This is a genomic window from Nonomuraea jabiensis, from assembly GCF_014204795.1.
GTDB classification, from domain to species: Bacteria; Actinomycetota; Actinomycetes; order Streptosporangiales; family Streptosporangiaceae; genus Nonomuraea; species Nonomuraea jabiensis.
This window is the reverse complement of sequence record NZ_JACHMB010000001.1, coordinates 10,859,492-10,877,510: the sequence shown is the minus strand read 5'-3', so window position 1 is coordinate 10,877,510 and position 18,019 is coordinate 10,859,492. Positions and strand designations below refer to the sequence as shown.

Here is an 18,019-nt window from a genome sequence, read left to right as displayed (position 1 = left end):
CAAACAGTCTGTGTGGAGATGTAGACTGACGGCTGAACGCACGAGGAGAGCGATGGCGACAACGACCAGAACGACGGACCGCGGGACGGCGTACTTTCCGCAACTCGCCGCCGAGCGGCTGGACATCGCGCTGTGCCGGGCCTCGGCCGCCGTGGCCCGCGCCGCCGACGTGCACGCCGCCGAGGAAGGGCTCGGCGTCGGACAACACCTCGTCCTCCAGATGCTCGACGCCGTCGGCCCCTGCTCCCAGCAGACGCTCAGCGAGGAGCTCCGTATCGACCGCAGCGTCATGGTCGGCATCTGCGACGACCTGGAGCAGGCGGGCCACGTCCGCAGGGAACGCAACCCCCGCGACCGGCGCTCCTACGCCGTCACCATCACCGACTCGGGCCGGCGGCGGCTCGCCGAGGCCCAGGCCTCGATCCCGGCCTTCCTCGAGGACACCTTCCACGCCCTCACCCCCGACGAGCGCGGCCAGTTGAGCGCGATCCTCACCAAACTCCTGCAGGCCGGCACCGGCGGCCCTCGCTGACCCCATGCCCGTGGCCAAGGTGAAAGCGCTTCGGGCCGGAACGGGGGTCGGCTCCGGTCAGGCTGGCATCCCTTCCCACGTGTACTCGTCCACGGTGACCTCGTCCGGGGTGAAGGCGATCCGCTCGGGGCGGCGGTCGCGTACGACGTCGAGGATGATCTCCGGTCCCAGGACGAGGGACTGCGTGCTGTGCAGGGCCGACGGCTCGGCGCCCCGATAGGCGGTCACCGTGTCCCCGTCACGCAGACCGGCGCGGGCGGCCGAGCCGGCGGGGTCGAGTTCGTCGACGAGGATGGGCGGGCTGGTGAGCGCCCGGTCGTTGAAGCCGAGCCGGCGCACTCTGGTGCTGCGGCGGACCCTGGACAGACTGGGGCCGAACGCCTCCGGGGGCGGGACGATGACCTCTCCGGCGAGCATGCGATCCAGGTGCGCGATACCGGTCTCGCCGAGTTCGGCGTGCAGCCTGGCGCGCCAGGCCGACTCGTCACAAGGCCGCCCGGCGCGGCGATCCGATGTCCTGCACGTGGGAGTCGGTCCAGTAACGTCCGGGAACTTCCGCGTACGGCAGGGTGAGGTGTGGGTTGGTGTAGGAGGCGCGGGTCATCGTCCGCACCTCGGTCTCGTGTGCGGCCTGGTCGAGGAGTTTCGCCCCCGCCAGCCGTCGTTCGTGGCGGCGCCGCCGTCGCGGTGGTTGGGGTGGGGGCGGAGCATGAAGTGGTCCGGGGTGGGGGACGGCTCGCGGAAGAAGCCGACCAGCACGTTGTGCGCGTGTGCGCACCACCGCATGGCGTCCTGGACGGCGAACGGAGGTTCGCCGATCCAGTACGCGTTGAACGGCGCCGTCCCCGCCTGCTCCGGGAGGGTTCGCACGCGTCCGGCGATCAGGAACGTCATCAGCAACTCGACCACAGCCGGCTCCGCGGTGAGGTCGCCGGGCCCGCGCGTGGTGAAGCCCCTGGCTTCCTGGTCCTGGAACCGCCAGTTGACGGTGAAGCGCAGCCGGGTGCACAGGTCGGCGGGCAGGAGGAGGAACGTGGCGAACGCGCCGGCGAACCCGCCGTCGATGCCGCGCAGGTCGAAGGAGGGGCCGGGCCGCCGCGGTCCGGTCGCCGGGGCGATGGTGGCGCGGTGGGTGAGGGTGATGTCGCCGATGGTGTCGCGGGTGGGTGCGAAGGTCCGGGCGGTGAAGAACGCCTCGCCGTCTCCAGGCTGACCGGCGCCGTCCGTCAGGTGCAGCTCGCCGAGGTCGTCGTGGCGATCACGTCTTGAGCGCGGTAGTCCTGGCCGGGCACGCTGGCGATGACCCGCGGCACCTGGAGGAAGGGCAGTCCCGCGCGACCGGTGAGACCGCCGAAGCGGGCCGTCACGGTGATCGTGTCGGCGGCGGGGGCCAGCGTGAGGTGCAGCGCGAGCTCTGGTTCTGCCATGAGTCCTTCTCCGCCCCTCACCGGTGTCCCGGCACGGACTCGATCAGGCTGACGGTGTACGGGTGCTGTGGGGCGTCCAGGACGTCGCCGGTGTCGCCGCTTTCCTCGAGCTGATCAACGAGCGCGCGCACGGCTACTACACCAACCCGTTGCAGACGCTCGCCAACGCCGAGGCGTTCGAGTTGTTCTGGAAGGACCAGCGGGCGCAGCGGGTCCCGTACGGCCGGGGCCTGTTCTACCTCGCCGACACCGACACGAAGATCCGCGCGGCCGGCGACGGCCGGCGTAGCCTCGACGACCTCGTTCTCGCGATCCTGGACCGGCAGCGGAACGGTGAGAAGGTCGGCGTCGCCGACTGGCTGGATCTGGTAACGGCGGAACTCGGCGACGGCGCGCGCGACGACTTCGCGGCGATGCAGGCCGGGGAGTGGGTGGTACCGCCCGCTGACGCCTTCGGCTCCCGGTTCGCCCGCGAGGAGATCCGCCCTCGGGTGGCCGAGCCCGGCTTCGCCCTTACCCGCCTGGAGACCTGCGTCGTCACTGATCTGGTCGCCGGGTCGGCGGCCGAACGGGCGGGCGTGCGCGAGGGAGACCGCATCCTGGCCGGACCGGCCGGCTCCGAGCTGGCCAACGGCAGGCTGGAGGAGGTCTCACTCACGCTGCGGCGCGGCGGGCGAACGTTCGAGGTGACGTACGAGCCCGTGGGAGCCGAGGTTCGCTCCTACCGCTGGACGGTCGCCGCGGCCCCGTAAGGGCTTCTCTCGAAACAGCCGCAGCACCGCCTCCCGGATCGGTGGTCGTGTCCGAGGAGACAGCGCAGTACCACGCTCTCGAGGCCCTTGCTGCGGTCGTCACCAGCACGGCGATGGTGAGCACGTACGCGGTGACCGCGACGTCGACGCCGATCGGCTCGACGGCAGCGGCATCCTCAGCGCAGGCCGATGGCGCTCTCCCAGAACCAGTTCCAGCGGATCTCGTCGCGGAAGCGGACCGCGCCCGCCTCGTACAGGACGCCGATCGCGCCGTTGCCGATGAGCACCATGTCCGAGTAGCCGCCGTGGTCCTTGTCGATGCTCAGGCCCGCGTTGTTGACGTTGCCGTCCCAGTTTCGCCAGGTCACGCCCTCGTCGAAGGACGAACGGACGTTCATCCCCACCGGGTTGTTGTCGGCGGTCTTGGCGGTGGCGGGTGCGGACAGCAGGATGCGGCTGTAGGGGCCGCCGTCCCAGCGCTGGCGCAGCAGCGCGGGGTGGGTCGGCGGGGCGGTGATGCTGGAGTCGGCGCGGAAGTCGCCGGCGAAGGTCAGGCCCCCGTCCGTGCTCACCGCCTGGGCCATGCCGTGGACGGAGGTCACGTCGTCGACCTGGCCGTTGCGGGCGATCACGAGGACGCTGCCGTCGGCCCGCTCCACCAGGGTCTGCTCGCCGAGTTCCAGCACGGACTGGTCGTAGGTGGCGGTCGCGCCGGTCGTCCAGCTCGTGCCGTGGTCGTCGCTGTAGATGAGCCGTACGCTCTGCCGGGTGCCGACGGTGAAGTACACGGGCACCAGCAGCCGTCCCGCATGGGCGCCCCGGGTCAGCTCGATCCCGTGCCCGGGACCGGTGGCGAACCAGTCGCCGGCTCCCGCCGGGGCCTTGATGACGTTCGACAGGTCCTTCGGATCCGACCAGTGCGCCCCGTCATCGGTGCTGACCTGTACCTTCGGGGTGCGCGGGCGGTGCTGGTCCCTGGTGGGCTCCGACGTGGTGAACAGGAACACGGGCCCGGTGGAGTCCGCGACGACCGTCGCGTTCCCCTGGAGGACCGCTCCCGTGGTGCTGCGCAGGACCGTGGTGCTGTCGTCCCATTCGCGGCCGTGGTCGGTGGAGCGCCGCATGACGATGTCGAACTGGCCGTGGTCGTTGCAGTTTCCCATGATGCGCTTCTCGGCGAAGGCGAGCAGCACGTTGTTCTTGGTCTTCACCACGGCGGGGAGCCGGTAACAGGTCCTCGTCTGCCCGCTCCCGTACGACTTCCACAAGACCTGCTTGTGGAAGTCGTACGTTGGGGCCTGCGCGGCGGCGGCGGGGGAGGCGGGGATTGCCATCGTCATCAGTACCGCGGCTGCGGCGCTTAATGTTCGGAACGGACGCATGAATTCCTCTTGGAACGGTAGAGGGGCACGGCACGGGTACGTTGACGCGTGCTGCGCTTGTGAAGGGTCTGAGGTGCGAGATCGCGGCCAGTGTCCTTCATCGCCGCGGGGGAGGCGTTGCCCGGGAGTCCACACTTCCTTGACACAGAGTCCACAGTGCCGGGGCGTCCGGCCGGTTGCACACCGCGCCGGAGGTACGCGCCCGGCTCGCTTCGGTGGAGTATGACGAACCGCCGGACGGCAGCACCGATTCGAGTGGGTGCCCTTCGGGGGAGGCCGAGCATCTGCCCCTGTTCCCGCTTATCGGAACAGCAGTGAGCGCGCTGGCCGGGGGCGGTGGGTGGTCCGTCGCGCCGGGCCACGGTCGCGCCGCCTGGGCTTCGCACCTGGCTCAACGCGCCCACCTTGCCGTCCTTGGTGCTGAACAGGTCAAGGCGGGACTGCGGTGAGGACGTTGCCGCGGCGCCACCCGCGCCATGCTTGCGAGCCGGACCATCGTTTGCCCGCGGGAGACCATTACGTCGATCGAGGGAGGGGAGATGGACAGCGCCACCGTCCTCAGCTCTGCGCCCAGCGGCGAAGTTCGGCGGCGGCCTGGTCGCGGGTGAGGGAGCCACGTTCCAGGTGAACCTCCTGGAGGTGCCGGATCGCGGCCCCCACCATTGGAGAGGGCGGAATGTCGAGCATCTGCATCACCGTTCTGCCGTCGAGTACGACGGGGACATCGTCACGCCTGATGTACCTGTCACGTTCAGCGGCGGCGCGGGCATCGGCCTCTTGCTTGGCACGGCACGCGGCCTCCCACGTGTCGTAGTCGGCGGCGTCCAGGGCATGCAGGCCCACCCGGCGCCACCCCTCCGTGTCGCGTTCCTGTCCGAAGCCGACCGTGTCGAAGAGGTCCAACGCGCCCGTTCTGACAACTCCGAGGCGCGCGAGCACGGCGTTGATCGGCCAGTCCTCGTGTGGCGGTCCCACCGGGATCGATGCGTACTCGGGACCCCAGCTCTGACGTCCGTTCTCCCACAGGGCAGCGGCCTGGCTGCCGTCACCACCCCAGAAGTCCGCTTCCACGTAAGCGAGATGGCCGCCGCGTGACCAGTCTTTCAGTCTCTCGGCGAACGCCGGGGACATGAGCGTGAACGGCCCGCTCTCCCGCCGGGCGTCGGTCAGCTCGTCGAAAATCTCGTCAGTCACCGGCAGCAGCCCCAGGCGTTGCCGGAGGGGCGCCACCACAGCCCGTGGCACATCGTCCGACAGGGATCGGAGATGGTCAAAGTCACCGACAACAGCGTGGAGCACGTAAGACATGCCCGCACCCTAGATCGGCCAGCGGCACACCATCATCACATTTCATGGGCCGGACATCGCGGCTCCAACGGGTGGGCAACTCGCAGTGACCGCAAGGAGGCGTCGGCCACCTTTCGGATCTGTCCTGGCCAGGAGTTCAAGCCGACGGACCTGCCACCCTGGATGTCCCAGCCGAGCTTGATGGCGATCTGCACCTGGTCGCGGATCGGGGCGATGGCCTCGCCCACGAGTTCCTCGTTGTGGTACGGGCCGTAGACCTCGGCCACCTCCTGCAGCGGGAGGGCCAGGTCGAACACCTCGCCTGGTTCGATCCGGCCGGCCCAGGCGATACGACGGCGACTACGTATCGACGTGGAAGGCAGTCGCGGGACTGGTGCTGCCCGTACTCAGGTAGCGCGGTCGCGTACGTGCCTCCCCCACACCTGGCGGCCGCGCCGGCGTGCTGAACACTCCGACGGCGCTACCTGTCCAAGCCGCCGTCAGCCGTTCCGGGGGCGATCGGAATCGACAACTTCGCGATCAAGCGGGACAGCGGCAGGCCACTGCCTGCCCCGGCCCTGCCCCGACCGCAGTGCATGCGCACGTCGCCGGCGGTGACCATCAGGCGATCCGGTAGGCGGCGGCGCCGTTGTGCAGGAAGCGGGCGCGGCCGTGCTCGTCGGAGCTGACCAGGGACAGGACCTGGTGGCCGGAGGACTTCGGTTCGGTGGTGATGATCGAGCTGTCGTTGAGGCGGACGACCTCGACGCGGTTCTCGGATCCGCCGAGGAAGGACTCGGCGATTTCGTTGCGTGGGCGGTAGGTGAGGAACGCGCGGTCGTGCTCGCTGGTGAGGGTGATGTCGTACAGGGTGGAGCGGTAGGTGCCGCACATGCGGTCCGCGTCGATCCCGGTCGGGTTCAGGGGTGGGACGGGTCGTGGTGCCGTCTCGACGCCGGCAAGGTCCCTGAGCGCCGCACCGAAGATCTCGTAGGCCAGGGGTTCGCCGCCCGTGCTGTTGGTCAGTACGGCCACCGCCACACCCGCCGACGGGACGACGCGAAGCCATGCCTTCTGCCCCTTGGCGACGCCGGTGTGACCGACGACGCCGTCCTGGTAGAGCATCCAGCCAAGTCCCCAGCCGATGACGCCGCCGCCGAAGTCCGGGACGGATTCGACCTGGGGCTCGCGCAGTGCCGCCAGCGCGGGGTCGGTGAGATGCAGGCGGACGAACTCCAGCAGGTCGCGTGCGCTGATCGCGAAGTGCGAGCCGCTGGGCGCGGAGTAGTAGGACACCGCCCACTCTTTGGCCGGAACGACCTCTCCGCCGGTCCGGACGTGGCCGACCGCGGCGCGGTGCAGGATCGCCTCGTAGGGGTCGGTAGCAGCGGTGTGCAGGCCCAGTGGTGTCACCAGGCGTTCGCGGAGCACGTCGTGGAAGGGCTTGTCGCGCAACACCTCCACCAGCCTGCCGAGCACCACGTACCCGCTGTTGGAGTAGGAGAAGACGGTGTCGGGCGGGAGGAGTTGGTCCGCCTCGGCGAGGGTGGCGACGAACTTCTCGATGGCGTCGTTGTTGCGGCCGGTGTCGGTGAAGTGGTTGCTGTCGATACCGCCGGTGTGGGTGAGCAGGTGGCGTGCGGTCAGGGATTCGGTGGCGGCCGGGTCGCTCAGCCTGAAGCCGGGCAGGTAGTCGCGTACGGGACGGTCGAGATCCAGCACACCGTCGTCGACCAGTTGCTGGATCAGCGTGGCCGTCCAGATCTTGGTGATCGAGCCGATCTTGAACACCGAGTCGGTCGTGGCCTCGACCTGGGTGCGCAGACTCAGCACGCCCGCAGCCTCGTCCTGGATCTCCCCGTTGGCCAGCACGGCGACCTGTGCGCCCGGTACGTCGTACTTCGCGACAAGCTCGCCCAGATCCCATTCCATCCCACCAGGCTAGCTCCATGATCGAAAGCCTTCGCCGGGTTGGGGGACGCACTGTGCGGCTTCACCAGTTGAGGGGCCACGGTGATTCCGGACAACCGTCTTACGGGCGTAGCCTATGCGGCTGTTTGGCCTGAGAGGGACTCGTTTGAGTACCTCCAGGGGGCCGAGCGCCGAGTGCAGGCGCCGACGGTTGTAGAACCCTTCTACGCTGTTCGGCAGGGAGGTGTCGTCGATGTCGGCAGTCGTAGTAAGTCTGTCAGTGCGTGATCTGACCCAGGAGGATCTGCAGTGGTGTTCGTGGTCCGGTTCGGCTCTGCACCTGACTCAGGTCGCGCGGGAGCTCAAGCGCTCGCGGAGCGGCGTCGTGGACTACTTGGCCGTTTGTCCCCCATCTGACCGGCCGGTGGCGATCGGCGGTGTTGACTATGAGGTAAGCCCAGGAGCGGGAACTCTATGGCAACTGGCTGTGCTCCCCGCTCTGCAGTCCTGCGGCATCGGGACTGTTCTGATTCATGCGGCCGAGCAGCGCATTATCGCCAGGGGGCTGCAGCGCGCGGAGCTAAGCGTTGAGGAGAGCAATCCTCGTGCGAGAGCGCTGTACGAACGACTCGGATACGTTGCTCACGGCCGCAAGCCTGCCGCATGGGATGCCGAAGGCCCAGACGGCGTGATCCGACGCTATGAGACGGTCTGCACGCTGATGGGCAAAACGTTGACGTGACGTCGCTTCCAGCGTGACGGCGATACCTCTGCTCAAGACGGTTGCCGCTTCCGACCTTTCTTCTGCCTCATGTGCCTCAATCGCTCACCCGCCAAGACCGCAGTACACCTACGGCCTCGATGTGCTTCCCCAGTGGGGATCGTGCGCAGCCGTCGGCATCGACCCAGTGCTTGTAGCCTTCCCGGTTCTCGGTGGCGACGGTCAGGTCGGCCACAGCCGCTCGCAGCGGGGGCAGTGGCGCGGCGTGGCGGGTTGCTTGCGCGTGGGGGCCTCCGGCAGTAGCCGCAATTGATGCGGCCTGACCGGGCCGGCTACCTTCCTGGCCGTTGGCGCGCGTGCGCCGCTTGGGGTGGGCGCGCGGAGTGGGCTGCCCGGTCGCACCCATGCGTACCTATCCCACCAAAATTGCCGAAAGTAGCGGATCGGATACACATTGTTACATAGGCTGCGGGTAGCGAGACTCATATCAGTAGGTTCCGATGAAAGGATCAGGTCATGAACGAGCTGCCCGGTGTAGGAGTCATCGTCCTCATTGCCGATGAGATGGCCTCGCTGGAGGACTGGCGCGCTGAAGCCACGTCAGGCGAGCTGAACTGACCCCACCACGAACACCTGTGGGGCCCGCCCACGCGTCGGCGGACCCCACGAGGTGGATCAGGAGAAGAGGGACACGATGCCGCCACCGACCAAGGCCTATCCGCCTGCCCGGCGTGTCCCGGTGGTGCAGCGTATGCACGGACACCTGATCAAGGACCCTTACCGGTGGCTGGAGGACCCAGGCAGCGCCGACTGCGCCGCCTGGCTCGAAGGCCAAGCCGCCCTGCTTGCGACCCACGCCTCCACCTGGCGTCACCGGCCCTTGCTGCGCGAGTTGCTGGAGGCGTTCGCGGCGGGCGGCGGCGCGGCGGTCCCGGTCGTCAGCCCGCCGGTGATCCGCGGGCCGCGGCGCTTCTACCTGCGCCGCGCCGCCGGGCAGGAGATGCCGGTGCTCATGACAGCCGGCGCCGGCCAGGCACCCTCCCCGCTGCTCGACCCGCTGGCGCTGGACCCCTCGGCGCTGACCACCCTGGACGCCTGGCGGCCGTCGTGGAGCGGCGACCTGCTGGCCTACCAGATCTCGCGCGGCGGTGACGAGCAGCCGGCCCTGCACATCCTGGACGTCTCCCGCCGGCGGGTCATCGACGGGCCGCTGCGGCCCGGCCGAATCACGCCGATCGCCTGGCTGCCCGACGACGGCGGGTTCTACTACCTGACCCTCGCCGCCGGGCCCTTCCCGCCGCGCCGACAGGTACGGCTGCACCGCCTGGGCGCCGACCCGGATCACGATCCCGTGGTCTTCGCGACCGACTGGCCCCATCTGTCGATCGCCATCAGTCCACACGGTCATGGCCTGACGATCAGCTCCGCCCCTGGCGCCCAGTGCGGCAACCGCCTGTGGCTGTCCCCCCTCGTCCCAGGGCGAGAGCACATCCTCGACGCGCGCCTCATCCACGACGGCACTCAAGCTCACACGACCGCGATGATCAAGTTCGGTCCTGGCGGCTGCCTGTACGCCGTCACCGACGCCGACGCCCCTTACGGCCGCGTGTGCGCGGTCGAGCCCGCCGACCCGCACTCCTCCCGCTGGCGGACGCTGATCACCGCCGATGAGCCTGCGGTCCTGTCCGGATGTGTCCCGCTGACCGGCCCTGACGCGCAGCCGTACCTGCTGCTCAGCCTGGCCCGCCCCAACGGCGCCGAGCTGCGCCTGTACGACGGCGAAGGCGGCTTCCTCGGCGCCATCCCCGCACCCGGCCACGGGCCGGGCACCATCACGGGTCTGACCTGCCCGCCCGGCGGCGACGAAGCGTACTTCACCTACAGCGACTTCGTCACCGCCCCGGCCGTGTACCGCTTCGGCCTGCACGAGCGGCGCTGCCGCCCATGGATCCCGCCGACCCGTGACAGGCAGACAGCGGCGACGGGACGCCCCCGGGGCCAAGGGCGCGCGCCCGAGGTCACCGAGCTCTCCTTCCCCTGCGGCCAGAGCCTGGGGCACCTGTACGTGATCGCGCAGCCCGGCAGGCCAGGCCCGCGCCCGGCCATCCTGACCGCCTACGGCGGCTTCGGCGCCTCCTTCCGGCCCGCCTACTCGCCCACCACGCTGGCCTGGGTGGCAGCCGGAGGCATCTACGCCGTCGCCGCAGTGCGTGGCGGAGGCGAGTACGGCACCACCTGGCACGCCGCCGGCCGGGGCATCAACAAGCCCAATGCCATGACCGACTTCATCGCCGCCGCCCGTCACCTGATCGAGCTCGGCTGGACCACCCCCGGCCAGCTCGCGATCAAAGGCGCCTCGCACAGCGGCCTGCTCGTGGCCGCCGCGCTCACCCGCGCCCCGGAGCTGTTCGCCGCCGCTGTCTGCTCCGATGCCCCGACCGACCTGATCCGCTACCCGCGCTTTGGCCTGGGCCCGTGGTGGAAGACCGAACTGGGCGACCCGGATCTCCCCGATCACCTGCCGGTCCTGCTCAGCTATTCTCCCTATCACCAGGTACGGCCCGGCACTCCCTACCCGGCGGTGCTGCTGACCACCCCGCGCACCGACCCCCGGGTGGACGCCATGCACATCCGCAAGTTCACCGCCGCACTGCAGCACGCCACCGGCTCCGATCGGCCGGTCCTGATGCGGTGCGAGGACGGCGTGGGACACGGCCTGCGAGCCGCCTCCCGCTGGTATGACCTGCAAGCCGACGCCCTGGCCTTCTGCGCCGACCACACTGGACTGGAATTCCGGAGTCAGTAGTCACACGTAAGCCAGGCTTTGGGGCGCGGCCTCATCTGCCCATCAGATCGAAGGAGACAACGCCAACAGCGACTGGTGGTGGATCGAGAACCACGAGCACAGCGCCATGGAGCGCAGCGGCGACGCTGTCGACAGCTACCACCGCTACCCCGAGGACATGCGCCTGCTCGCCGACGCCGGCCTCAACTCCTACCGCTTCGGCCTGGAATGGGCCCGGATCGAACCGGAACCCGGCGAGTACTCCCGCGCCGCCCTGGCCCACTACCGTCGCATGATCGACACTGCGCCGCCCAGGACATCCTCCACACCCGTACCGACGCCAGGACCGGCTGGACCGTCGCCTGCCAGGCACTCACCCCCGCCCCCGGCAGCGAAGCGACGTTCGCCGAAGTGAAGCACACCTGGGAGGACTTCTGTCTCGAGCACTCCCGAGGCGACGACTTCGTCGGCGTGCAGGCCTACACCAGCCAGATCACCGACGTGAACGGTGTCGTCCCGCACCCGGCGCACCCGAGCAACACCCTCACCGGCTGGGCCTACCGCCCCGATGCCCTCGGCATCGCCGTACGGAACGCCGCCCAGGTGACGCACGGGACCACGATCATCGTCACCGAGAACGGCATCGCCACCCACGACGACGAGCGCCGCATCACGTACACCTCCGAGGCCCTCCACGCCCTCTTCGCCGCTGCCGACGACGGCATCGACATACGCGGCTACCTGCACTGGTCCGCGCTCGACAACTACGAGTGGGGGCACTGGGGACCCACGTTCGGCCTGATCGCCGTAGACCGCGAAACCTTCGTGCGGACCCCGAAGCCGAGCCTGCACTGGCTCGGCAGGATCGCCCGCGGCGGCTACCGTCGAAACAGCGTGATCGTTGCCGGAGGCGTCTAAAATCTCGCCGTAGTAAGATTTCTGCCCGGCGAGTGGCCCACACAGATGGAGGCTGGTTCAGCGGTGGCGAGCGCGAGGGGACCCTACGCGAAGAGCGCCCGGGTGAGGGCTGCGGCGATCGAAGCCGCCACCGAACTCTTCGGCACCGCCGGCTACCGCGGAGCGACCTTCAAGGACGTGGCGGCGAAGCTCGGCATGACCGCCGCCGGGCTGACCTACTACTTCCCTGACAAGGACGCACTCCTCGCTGCCGTCCTCCAGGAACGGGACCGCCCGGCCCTGGTGGCGGAGACCGCGATCCCTCCCTCCCCATCGCGCGCCGACATCACCGACCATGTGATGCGGATCCTCGCCGAGAACATCGAGCACCCGGGACTGGCCGAACTGCACTGCGTGCTCTCGGCGGAGGCGACCTCCGCCGAGCATCCGGCACACGAGCACTTCCGCGACCGCTACCGCAAGGCCCGGGAACTGCTGACCGACGCCTTCGAGGTGGCCATCGCACGCGGCGAGATCCGGCCTTCCATACCGCCCCGGACCCTGGCCACGCTGCTGCTGGGCGTGCTCGACGGCGTCCAACTGCAGTGGCTCCTGGATCCCCAGGAGGTTGACATGCAGGCGACCGTGCATACCTTTGTCTCCGACCTCCTCGCGCCCCCGGAGTCGCCCTGAGCGCTGATCGCGGGCGAGGCCTGGGCGGACAGCGGGTTCGTCTTCACCGACGAGATGGGCGGGCCGCTGCATCCGCAGGAGGTCAGCGACCCCTTCTACCAGCTGGCCTTCCAAGTGGGGCTGCCACCGGTACGGCGGGCTGGAGAGATCGGTAGCTCAGGGAGCGCACATGTACCGGGGCGGTGGTGGCAGCGAGGCCGAGCATCCGTGCGGTGAATCCGGAAGCGACCTCGGTGGACAGGTAGCGGCCGTCGATACGGGCCAGTTCTTGTGAGCCGAGCTGCCGCGGATGCGTGGCTTCGTCCGTGAATCAACGAGGCCAGGCACCTCGCGGAATCCGATAGAGGACGCGCGACGTCGCAAACCAGTCCCGATCGAGGAACCGGCCCGTGATGCGCCCCGCGAGGATGAGGTAACTTTGCACCTCCTCCTGGAAATCGGCGCACGAGTTCAGATCGCGCGCGTATTCCTGGAACCCTTCCACCCCGACTGTGCCCAGCTTTCCATCGCGGCGATAGGTCATTCCCTCATCGCCGATCTTACCCAGGTCGGCCATATGCCAATAGCTGATGATGAGCCTTCCTCCCGCGCTTGCTTCCTCTCGCAATGTGAAGCTGCCGCCCATGGTGATCGCGATGGACCAGCCCGGGGAATGCGTCCCGATCCAGACGAGACTGTCCTGCTCCTTCGTGGCGGCCAGGTGGAATGCCGTGCTCAGATCGCAAGGAATTCCAGAGCCTGATTCCGCGCGGAAACGCTCGGCGATCTCTCCGATGTCCTCCGTGTCGATCCAGGCCGCATCGAAGCTGGCGTTCAGGTTGTACTCGTCCAGGAGGTCCCACTGACTCTCCATGGGGCGGGCTCGCGTCATGTCCATCTTCTTGCTCCTTTGAGTTTTCTCAACGTTATGGATGGAAGCAATGGTGGACGATCGTCAGGCCGTTCCGGACTCCGGACTGGCTTACGATTTTGTGCGATCATCTCATCGGCTACACAGGTCGCGCGCCTCGTCGGACCCGATCGACGACGGTCCGGCCGCCTCGCCGAGCCGGGCTCGCTGCGCAGCATCACTTCCAGGACGACGGGTTGGTCGGGTGTGGTCAGCGGCCTGGAGTTCACCCTTTCCGAAGAACTCTCGCCGCGGCGGCCCCTGAATTCCCATCGGATCCGGTGACAGCTTCTATAAAACGTATTTCGTACCGATGTCGATTTCGCCGATGGTCGTTCGTGTAGGGGGTGACAGGGCCGCAGTAGGGCGGCCCGGCATGAAAGGAGCAGGTCGATGCGTTCGATCACCGCCACGATGTTCGTCACCCTCGATGGAGTGGTTCAGGGGCTCGGCCGCCCGGACGAGGACACCAGCGGCGGGTTCACCCACGGGGGCTGGGGCCCGCGATACAACGACGAGGTGATGGGCCGTGAGCTGGCCAAGGGGATGGCCAAGCCGGGAGACATGCTGTTCGGTCGCCGAACCTGGGAGGACTTCATCACCGCATGGGGCCGTGCAACCGACGGCAACCCGTTTACCAGGCACATGAACGCGGCGACCAAGTACGTCGTCTCCAGGACGTTGGAGAACGCGGACGCCTGGCAGAATTCGATCCTGCTGCGCGGCGATGCTGTCGTGGAGGTGGCCAAGCTGAAGGCCCAACCGGGTGATGACCTTTCGATCAACGGCAGCGCGTCGCTGGTCAACAGCCTGCACGCGGCAGGGCTGATCGACCACTACACGCTGCTCATCCACCCGCTGACCCTGGGCGGCGGCAAGCGGCTGTTCGACGGACCCGCCCCGCTGACCGAGTTCGAACTCACCGGAAGCGTCACGACCCCCAAGGGCGTGATCCTCGCCCACTACACCCGCAGGTGAGGGAGAAATCCCGCCTGAAGCGCAACGCCCTGACCTGCGACGACGCTTGAGCGCCGGGTGGTCGCAGGTCAGATGAGGGTTGGCCGGCTTTACGGCGACCCCTTGGGTGGCTGGGGAGCGCGAGGTTTGAGTACGGGCTACTCATGCTGTACCGGCACTGAAGCGCTGATAGTGGCGGAATGCCAAGTAGGTTATTGCACGCGTCCCTTGCCGTGCTTTTGAGCGTGTTGGGCCTGTTCATCGCCTCGACACCCGCGACAGCGGCGAGCACCCAGCCGCTCACCGTGCGCATCTTCCGCGTGAGCTGCGTCGATCCCTGCCGCAACACCGGGCTGGAGAGCTCCACGGAAAGCGCCCCCGACTTCTACGCGATCATCGGTTTCGCCGGTTTCGACTCGTACACCACCCCCCGGGCACCGGACGACCAGGAGGCGGTGACTCCGGACTGGAAGCTCACCCGGCGCATCCCCACCGACGTGGTCGAGCAGGACATCTCCGTCCTGATCATGGACTACGACAGCACCTCGCCCGATGATGTCGGGGACGCCTCGCCCCGGCCGGGCAATGCGGCCGCCAAGCTGACGGTCAACATGGTCCACGGGACCGTCAAAGGCGACATGACGTCCTCCGCCGGGTGCGTGGCCGGCAACGGGGAACCGGGCGGTGGAATCTTCGGGGCCGATCCGCAGCCGGCCGTACAGGTATGTCTGGAGATCACCCCGAACGAGGCGAGCGACACCGACGGGGACGGCTTCAAGGACTACGAGGAGTACCGCGGTGTCGACTTCAACGGTGACAACGTGGTGGACCTGACGCTGCCCGACGCGGATGCCGAGCAGCGCGACCTCTATGTCGAGATCGACTGGATGCGCGGGGAGAAGCCGCAGGATGGCGTGCTGGCCGCAGTGAGCAAGGTGTTCAACGCAGCCCCGGTGATCGACAGGGGAGTCACGGGGATAGGGCTGCACCTGATCGAGGACGAGGAGCTTCCGTACGCCGAGTCGATCGACCTCAGCGACGATCGACAAGCCGGCGCTTACGATGACTTCGACGACCTGAAGCTGGGCGTCCCGGCCAGGGCCTGCGGGCCGGGTGCGACCGCCCACTTCGGCACCGCCGCCGACCGGGCCAACCCGATGTGCGACAAGATCATGCTGTTCAAGCGCCTGCACTACCGGTACGGCATCTTCATCCATGGCCTCACCGGCGCCGGGGTGACCTCGGGCCGGGCAGAGGTGAACGACCGCGGCGGTAACGACTTCGTGGTGTCCCTCGGCCGCTGGGACGACGCGCGGTTCAGCGGCGCCGGGGGCCGTGCGGCCGCGGAACAGGCGACGCTGCTGCACGAACTCGGCCACACCCTCGGTCTCGGCCACGGCGGCAGGTACATCAACGGGGTCGTTGACCGCATCAACTGCAAGCCCAACTACCGCAGCGTGATGAACTACATCTGGCAGTTCACCGTCAACGATCCCGACCGTCCGCTCGACTACCAGAGGCAAGGCACCGAGACTCTGCTCGAGAACGATCTCGATGAGACCAAGAAGCCGGGACTCAAGCCCTTCTCCGGACAGGTCATCTACGGTGTGGGCGGCCATATCCGCAGAGCGGACCCCACGGAGGCGATCGACTGGACGGGGGACGGCAAGCCCTACTCCGCCGACGCCACCGCCAACATCAACGACATCCCCGACGTGGACCCGGACTGCACAAGCAGCAAGAGCGACGAGCGGCTGGTCAGCAACCCCGACTGGGACAACCTGGTTTACGACTTCACCGGCAGCCCGTACTTCTCCGACGGGGCCCACGGCCCGATCGTACCCGAGCTCACCGGGGACGACGTGTTGCGGATGAGCTCGGCCGACCTGACCGCGGCCATAACCGTGGACAGAGTGGACGCCGGCGGCGGCGACACGGTGACCGCCACGGTGACCGCCGGCAACAAGGGCGGCCGCGCGTCCACTGCGACCGTGCTCACGTTCACACCTCCTGTCGGCGGCCCTGTCACCCGGCAGCTGGCCGACCTGCAGCCTGGCCAGACGACCACCGAGACCTTCACGTTCACGGTCCCCTGCACGGCTGGTGACGGAACGACCCTCACGAGCACCGCCAAGATCACCGGCACCCCCGAGCCGGACGAGACGCTCACCGACAACTCGGCCACGGCCGCCACGAAGATCCACGCTCCGAACCTGGCGGTGACCGTCGCGGCGACCCCATCGGTGAACGCCGGCGAGGCGATCACGTACACCGTCGCCTACCGCAACACCGGTAGCGCGCCCGCAACCGGCGCCGCGCTGACCACCACGCTGCCGGCCGGGCTGTACTACAGCCAGGCCCTCGACCAGGGAGCCGGTCCCCGCCCATCCGCCGTGATCAGGAACGACGACGACACCACGAGCCTCACCTGGAAGCCGGGCACGATCGCGGCAGGAGCGGGAGCCACAGTGACGTTCACCGCGCGGCCGACTCTGCTCATGGAGGCGGGCGCCACGGTGACCGGCACGGCGAACCTGGCCTACGGCGGCACCAACGGCTGCGCGTTCGCCCCCACGACAGCATCGGCGCAGACGACGGCCACTGAGGTCACGCCCGGCAGACAGCCGCTGCTGTCGACCGTGTGGGCGCTGCGGCACGACCTGCGCACGGCCGAAACGCTCGCTCGCGTCCAGGCCACCGACACGCGGTTCGACGGCGCCGACGGCACCACGGCTGACGGTGTGCTCTCCCAGCAGGAGGTTTCGGCCGTCTTGTTCCTACCGGTGACCCAGCCCCGCACCCTGCGCGCGGAACTACTGGCCACCACCCTCAACATGGCCACCCGCCAGATCAACGCGGCCACCCAGGTGCACACGATCACCGCTGGCCGCCTGGGGCTTGACACGGTCGGTGACGCCGTCCGCTACGCCCAGGCCACCCTTGCCCAGCCGCCAGGCCTGTCCAACCTCATCCGCTACACCGACACCACCCTCGCCCTCACCGAGATCAACTCAGGCATCGCGGAACACTATTAAATGCAGGGGTCACCGCCGCCGAATTGGTGATGCGCGATTCTTCAAGCGCTACTGCCCTTCCTCCGGCGGATCCGAATCGAGCGGCGGGGACCCTATTCCGGTCGGCGGGCTGCGTCAGAAGGGACGTTGCGCTCTCGCGGGCAATCCGGCGCTCAGCTCGTCGCCGCCGAATCAGGCCCTCCGCCCGGGCCGTGCCGCCCGCGCCGACCATCCCCAGCTGATCGGCGCGCGCGGGTGGCTACGTGAGCTCTTGGCCGAAACCGCCGCCATGCCGGAGGACTTGGAGGTCACCGGCGCCCCGACCGAGCCGCCCGCCGACGTCACCGACTACCTCGCCCGCAAGATCAACCGCCCCCTCGAACACCCGCCCCCAACGGCACAGGCCGGCCTTCATTTCCCGACGCCACGCCTGTTACCAGGCCAAACTCGTACACCACTCCCACGGACGCAACCCACGATGGGTGCCGGATGTACTCGGTTTGTCGGCGGCTGCCACCGTTTGTTGCGGCCGTGACACGACCATGACACGGCGCGGACGAGTCGGGGACACGGCTGGCCGAAAGTGGACGGGGTCGGCCGGCGGGCGAGTCACCGAGCGTGCTGCGAAGCGAACCGGTCGCCCGCATCGGGACGACGCCGTACGACCCGGACGGCTCCGGCATCTGCGGCATCGCCTCCTCCAGCAGGGGAGACGAACCGGCCGGAGGTGTTGTGACGTCCGCCGGGACGGAAAGTCACGGCGAAGGTGATC

18 protein-coding genes are annotated in these 18,019 nt (G+C 68.6%); 10 read left to right on the top strand and 8 right to left on the bottom strand.

The features are described from left to right. The first annotated feature begins 52 nt into the window (after positions 1-52). Positions 53-532, top strand: coding sequence for a MarR family winged helix-turn-helix transcriptional regulator (locus tag HD596_RS49745; protein ID WP_185076293.1), 480 nt, complete (start codon positions 53-55; stop codon positions 530-532). Positions 533-589: 57 nt separating this feature from the next. Here HD596_RS49745 and HD596_RS49740 read toward each other — a convergent pair whose 3' ends face one another. Together HD596_RS49740 and HD596_RS49735 are read right to left on the bottom strand one after the other, a co-directional pair. Further along, positions 590-949, bottom strand: a complete 360-nt coding sequence (locus HD596_RS49740) for a PDZ domain-containing protein (RefSeq protein ID WP_185076292.1) — start codon at positions 947-949, stop codon at positions 590-592. A 183-nt stretch (positions 950-1,132) separates the two neighbouring features. Next, positions 1,133-1,441, bottom strand: a complete 309-nt coding sequence (locus HD596_RS49735; RefSeq protein ID WP_185076291.1) for a hypothetical protein — start codon at positions 1,439-1,441, stop codon at positions 1,133-1,135. 124 nt (positions 1,442-1,565) lie between these two features. Between HD596_RS49735 and HD596_RS49730 the strand changes: the two genes are divergently transcribed. After that, entirely contained in the window at positions 1,566-1,745 is a 180-nt protein-coding gene (locus HD596_RS49730; RefSeq protein ID WP_185076290.1) for a hypothetical protein, read from the top strand. A 13-nt stretch (positions 1,746-1,758) separates the two neighbouring features. Here HD596_RS49730 and HD596_RS49725 read toward each other — a convergent pair whose 3' ends face one another. Then, positions 1,759-1,959: a hypothetical protein gene (locus HD596_RS49725; protein WP_185076289.1), complete on the bottom strand. Its 201-nt coding sequence runs from the start codon at positions 1,957-1,959 to the stop codon at positions 1,759-1,761. Positions 1,960-2,021: 62 nt separating this feature from the next. On the opposite strand from HD596_RS49725, the gene HD596_RS49720 reads away from it, so the two are divergent. Next, positions 2,022-2,711: a M61 metallopeptidase family protein gene (locus HD596_RS49720; RefSeq protein ID WP_185076288.1), complete on the top strand. Its 690-nt coding sequence runs from the start codon at positions 2,022-2,024 to the stop codon at positions 2,709-2,711. Between the two features lie 176 nt (positions 2,712-2,887). Here the strand turns inward: HD596_RS49720 and HD596_RS49715 are convergent, their stop codons facing one another. The 4 genes from HD596_RS49715 to HD596_RS49700 all read right to left on the bottom strand — a co-directional run bounded on the left by HD596_RS49715 (position 2,888) and on the right by HD596_RS49700 (position 7,312). Further along, entirely contained in the window at positions 2,888-4,045 is a 1,158-nt protein-coding gene (locus tag HD596_RS49715) for a sialidase family protein (RefSeq protein ID WP_185076287.1), read from the bottom strand. 606 nt (positions 4,046-4,651) lie between these two features. Next, positions 4,652-5,401: a hypothetical protein gene (locus tag HD596_RS49710; RefSeq protein ID WP_185076286.1), complete on the bottom strand. Its 750-nt coding sequence runs from the start codon at positions 5,399-5,401 to the stop codon at positions 4,652-4,654. 35 nt (positions 5,402-5,436) lie between these two features. Beyond that, positions 5,437-5,697 (bottom strand): aldo/keto reductase, encoded by a 261-nt coding sequence (locus HD596_RS49705; RefSeq protein WP_313046592.1) that lies wholly within the window; start codon positions 5,695-5,697, stop codon positions 5,437-5,439. 304 nt (positions 5,698-6,001) lie between these two features. Then, positions 6,002-7,312, bottom strand: coding sequence for a serine hydrolase domain-containing protein (locus tag HD596_RS49700; protein ID WP_185076285.1), 1,311 nt, complete (start codon positions 7,310-7,312; stop codon positions 6,002-6,004). Positions 7,313-7,544: 232 nt separating this feature from the next. Between HD596_RS49700 and HD596_RS49695 the strand changes: the two genes are divergently transcribed. From HD596_RS49695 to HD596_RS49680, 5 genes are all read left to right on the top strand, one after another. Next, entirely contained in the window at positions 7,545-8,033 is a 489-nt protein-coding gene (locus HD596_RS49695) for a GNAT family N-acetyltransferase (RefSeq protein ID WP_185076284.1), read from the top strand. 673 nt (positions 8,034-8,706) lie between these two features. After that, positions 8,707-10,818, top strand: coding sequence for a prolyl oligopeptidase family serine peptidase (locus tag HD596_RS49690; RefSeq protein WP_281398338.1), 2,112 nt, complete (start codon positions 8,707-8,709; stop codon positions 10,816-10,818). 46 nt (positions 10,819-10,864) lie between these two features. Further along, positions 10,865-11,212: a family 1 glycosylhydrolase gene (locus tag HD596_RS65345; RefSeq protein WP_313047671.1), complete on the top strand. Its 348-nt coding sequence runs from the start codon at positions 10,865-10,867 to the stop codon at positions 11,210-11,212. Beyond that, positions 11,209-11,715: a family 1 glycosylhydrolase gene (locus HD596_RS49685; protein WP_313046589.1), complete on the top strand. Its 507-nt coding sequence runs from the start codon at positions 11,209-11,211 to the stop codon at positions 11,713-11,715. Before HD596_RS65345 ends, HD596_RS49685 begins: the two co-directional genes overlap by 4 nt. A gap of 102 nt (positions 11,716-11,817) precedes the next feature. Continuing rightward, positions 11,818-12,387: a TetR/AcrR family transcriptional regulator gene (locus HD596_RS49680; RefSeq protein WP_185076282.1), complete on the top strand. Its 570-nt coding sequence runs from the start codon at positions 11,818-11,820 to the stop codon at positions 12,385-12,387. A gap of 310 nt (positions 12,388-12,697) precedes the next feature. Here HD596_RS49680 and HD596_RS49675 read toward each other — a convergent pair whose 3' ends face one another. Then, complete coding sequence (locus HD596_RS49675; protein ID WP_185076281.1) at positions 12,698-13,264, bottom strand: hypothetical protein; 567 nt, start codon at positions 13,262-13,264, stop codon at positions 12,698-12,700. A 405-nt stretch (positions 13,265-13,669) separates the two neighbouring features. Here HD596_RS49675 and HD596_RS49670 point away from each other — a divergent pair, with 405 nt between their 5' ends. After that, a complete protein-coding gene (locus HD596_RS49670) occupies positions 13,670-14,254 on the top strand; it encodes a dihydrofolate reductase family protein (RefSeq protein ID WP_185076280.1) in 585 nt (194 codons plus the stop codon). A gap of 224 nt (positions 14,255-14,478) precedes the next feature. After that, a complete protein-coding gene (locus HD596_RS49665) occupies positions 14,479-17,268 on the top strand; it encodes a DUF11 domain-containing protein (RefSeq protein WP_185076279.1) in 2,790 nt (929 codons plus the stop codon). Positions 17,269-18,019 lie beyond the last annotated feature (751 nt).

Bases quoted from the DNA above. Each gene is read 5' to 3' on its own strand.
- HD596_RS49690 (WP_281398338.1), top strand. From the start codon at position 8,707: ATGCCGCCACCGACCAAGGCCTATCCGCCTGCCCGGCGTGTCCCGGTG.
- HD596_RS49710 (WP_185076286.1), bottom strand. From the start codon at position 5,401: ATGTCTTACGTGCTCCACGCTGTTGTCGGTGACTTTGACCATCTCCGA.
- HD596_RS49670 (WP_185076280.1), top strand. From the start codon at position 13,670: ATGCGTTCGATCACCGCCACGATGTTCGTCACCCTCGATGGAGTGGTT.
- HD596_RS49675 (WP_185076281.1), bottom strand. From the start codon at position 13,264: ATGGACATGACGCGAGCCCGCCCCATGGAGAGTCAGTGGGACCTCCTG.
- HD596_RS49745 (WP_185076293.1), top strand. From the start codon at position 53: ATGGCGACAACGACCAGAACGACGGACCGCGGGACGGCGTACTTTCCG.
- HD596_RS49715 (WP_185076287.1), bottom strand. From the start codon at position 4,045: ATGGCAATCCCCGCCTCCCCCGCCGCCGCCGCGCAGGCCCCAACGTAC.
- HD596_RS49740 (WP_185076292.1), bottom strand. From the start codon at position 949: ATGCTCGCCGGAGAGGTCATCGTCCCGCCCCCGGAGGCGTTCGGCCCC.
- HD596_RS49700 (WP_185076285.1), bottom strand. From the start codon at position 7,312: ATGGAATGGGATCTGGGCGAGCTTGTCGCGAAGTACGACGTACCGGGC.
- HD596_RS49695 (WP_185076284.1), top strand. From the start codon at position 7,545: ATGTCGGCAGTCGTAGTAAGTCTGTCAGTGCGTGATCTGACCCAGGAG.
- HD596_RS49725 (WP_185076289.1), bottom strand. From the start codon at position 1,959: ATGGCAGAACCAGAGCTCGCGCTGCACCTCACGCTGGCCCCCGCCGCC.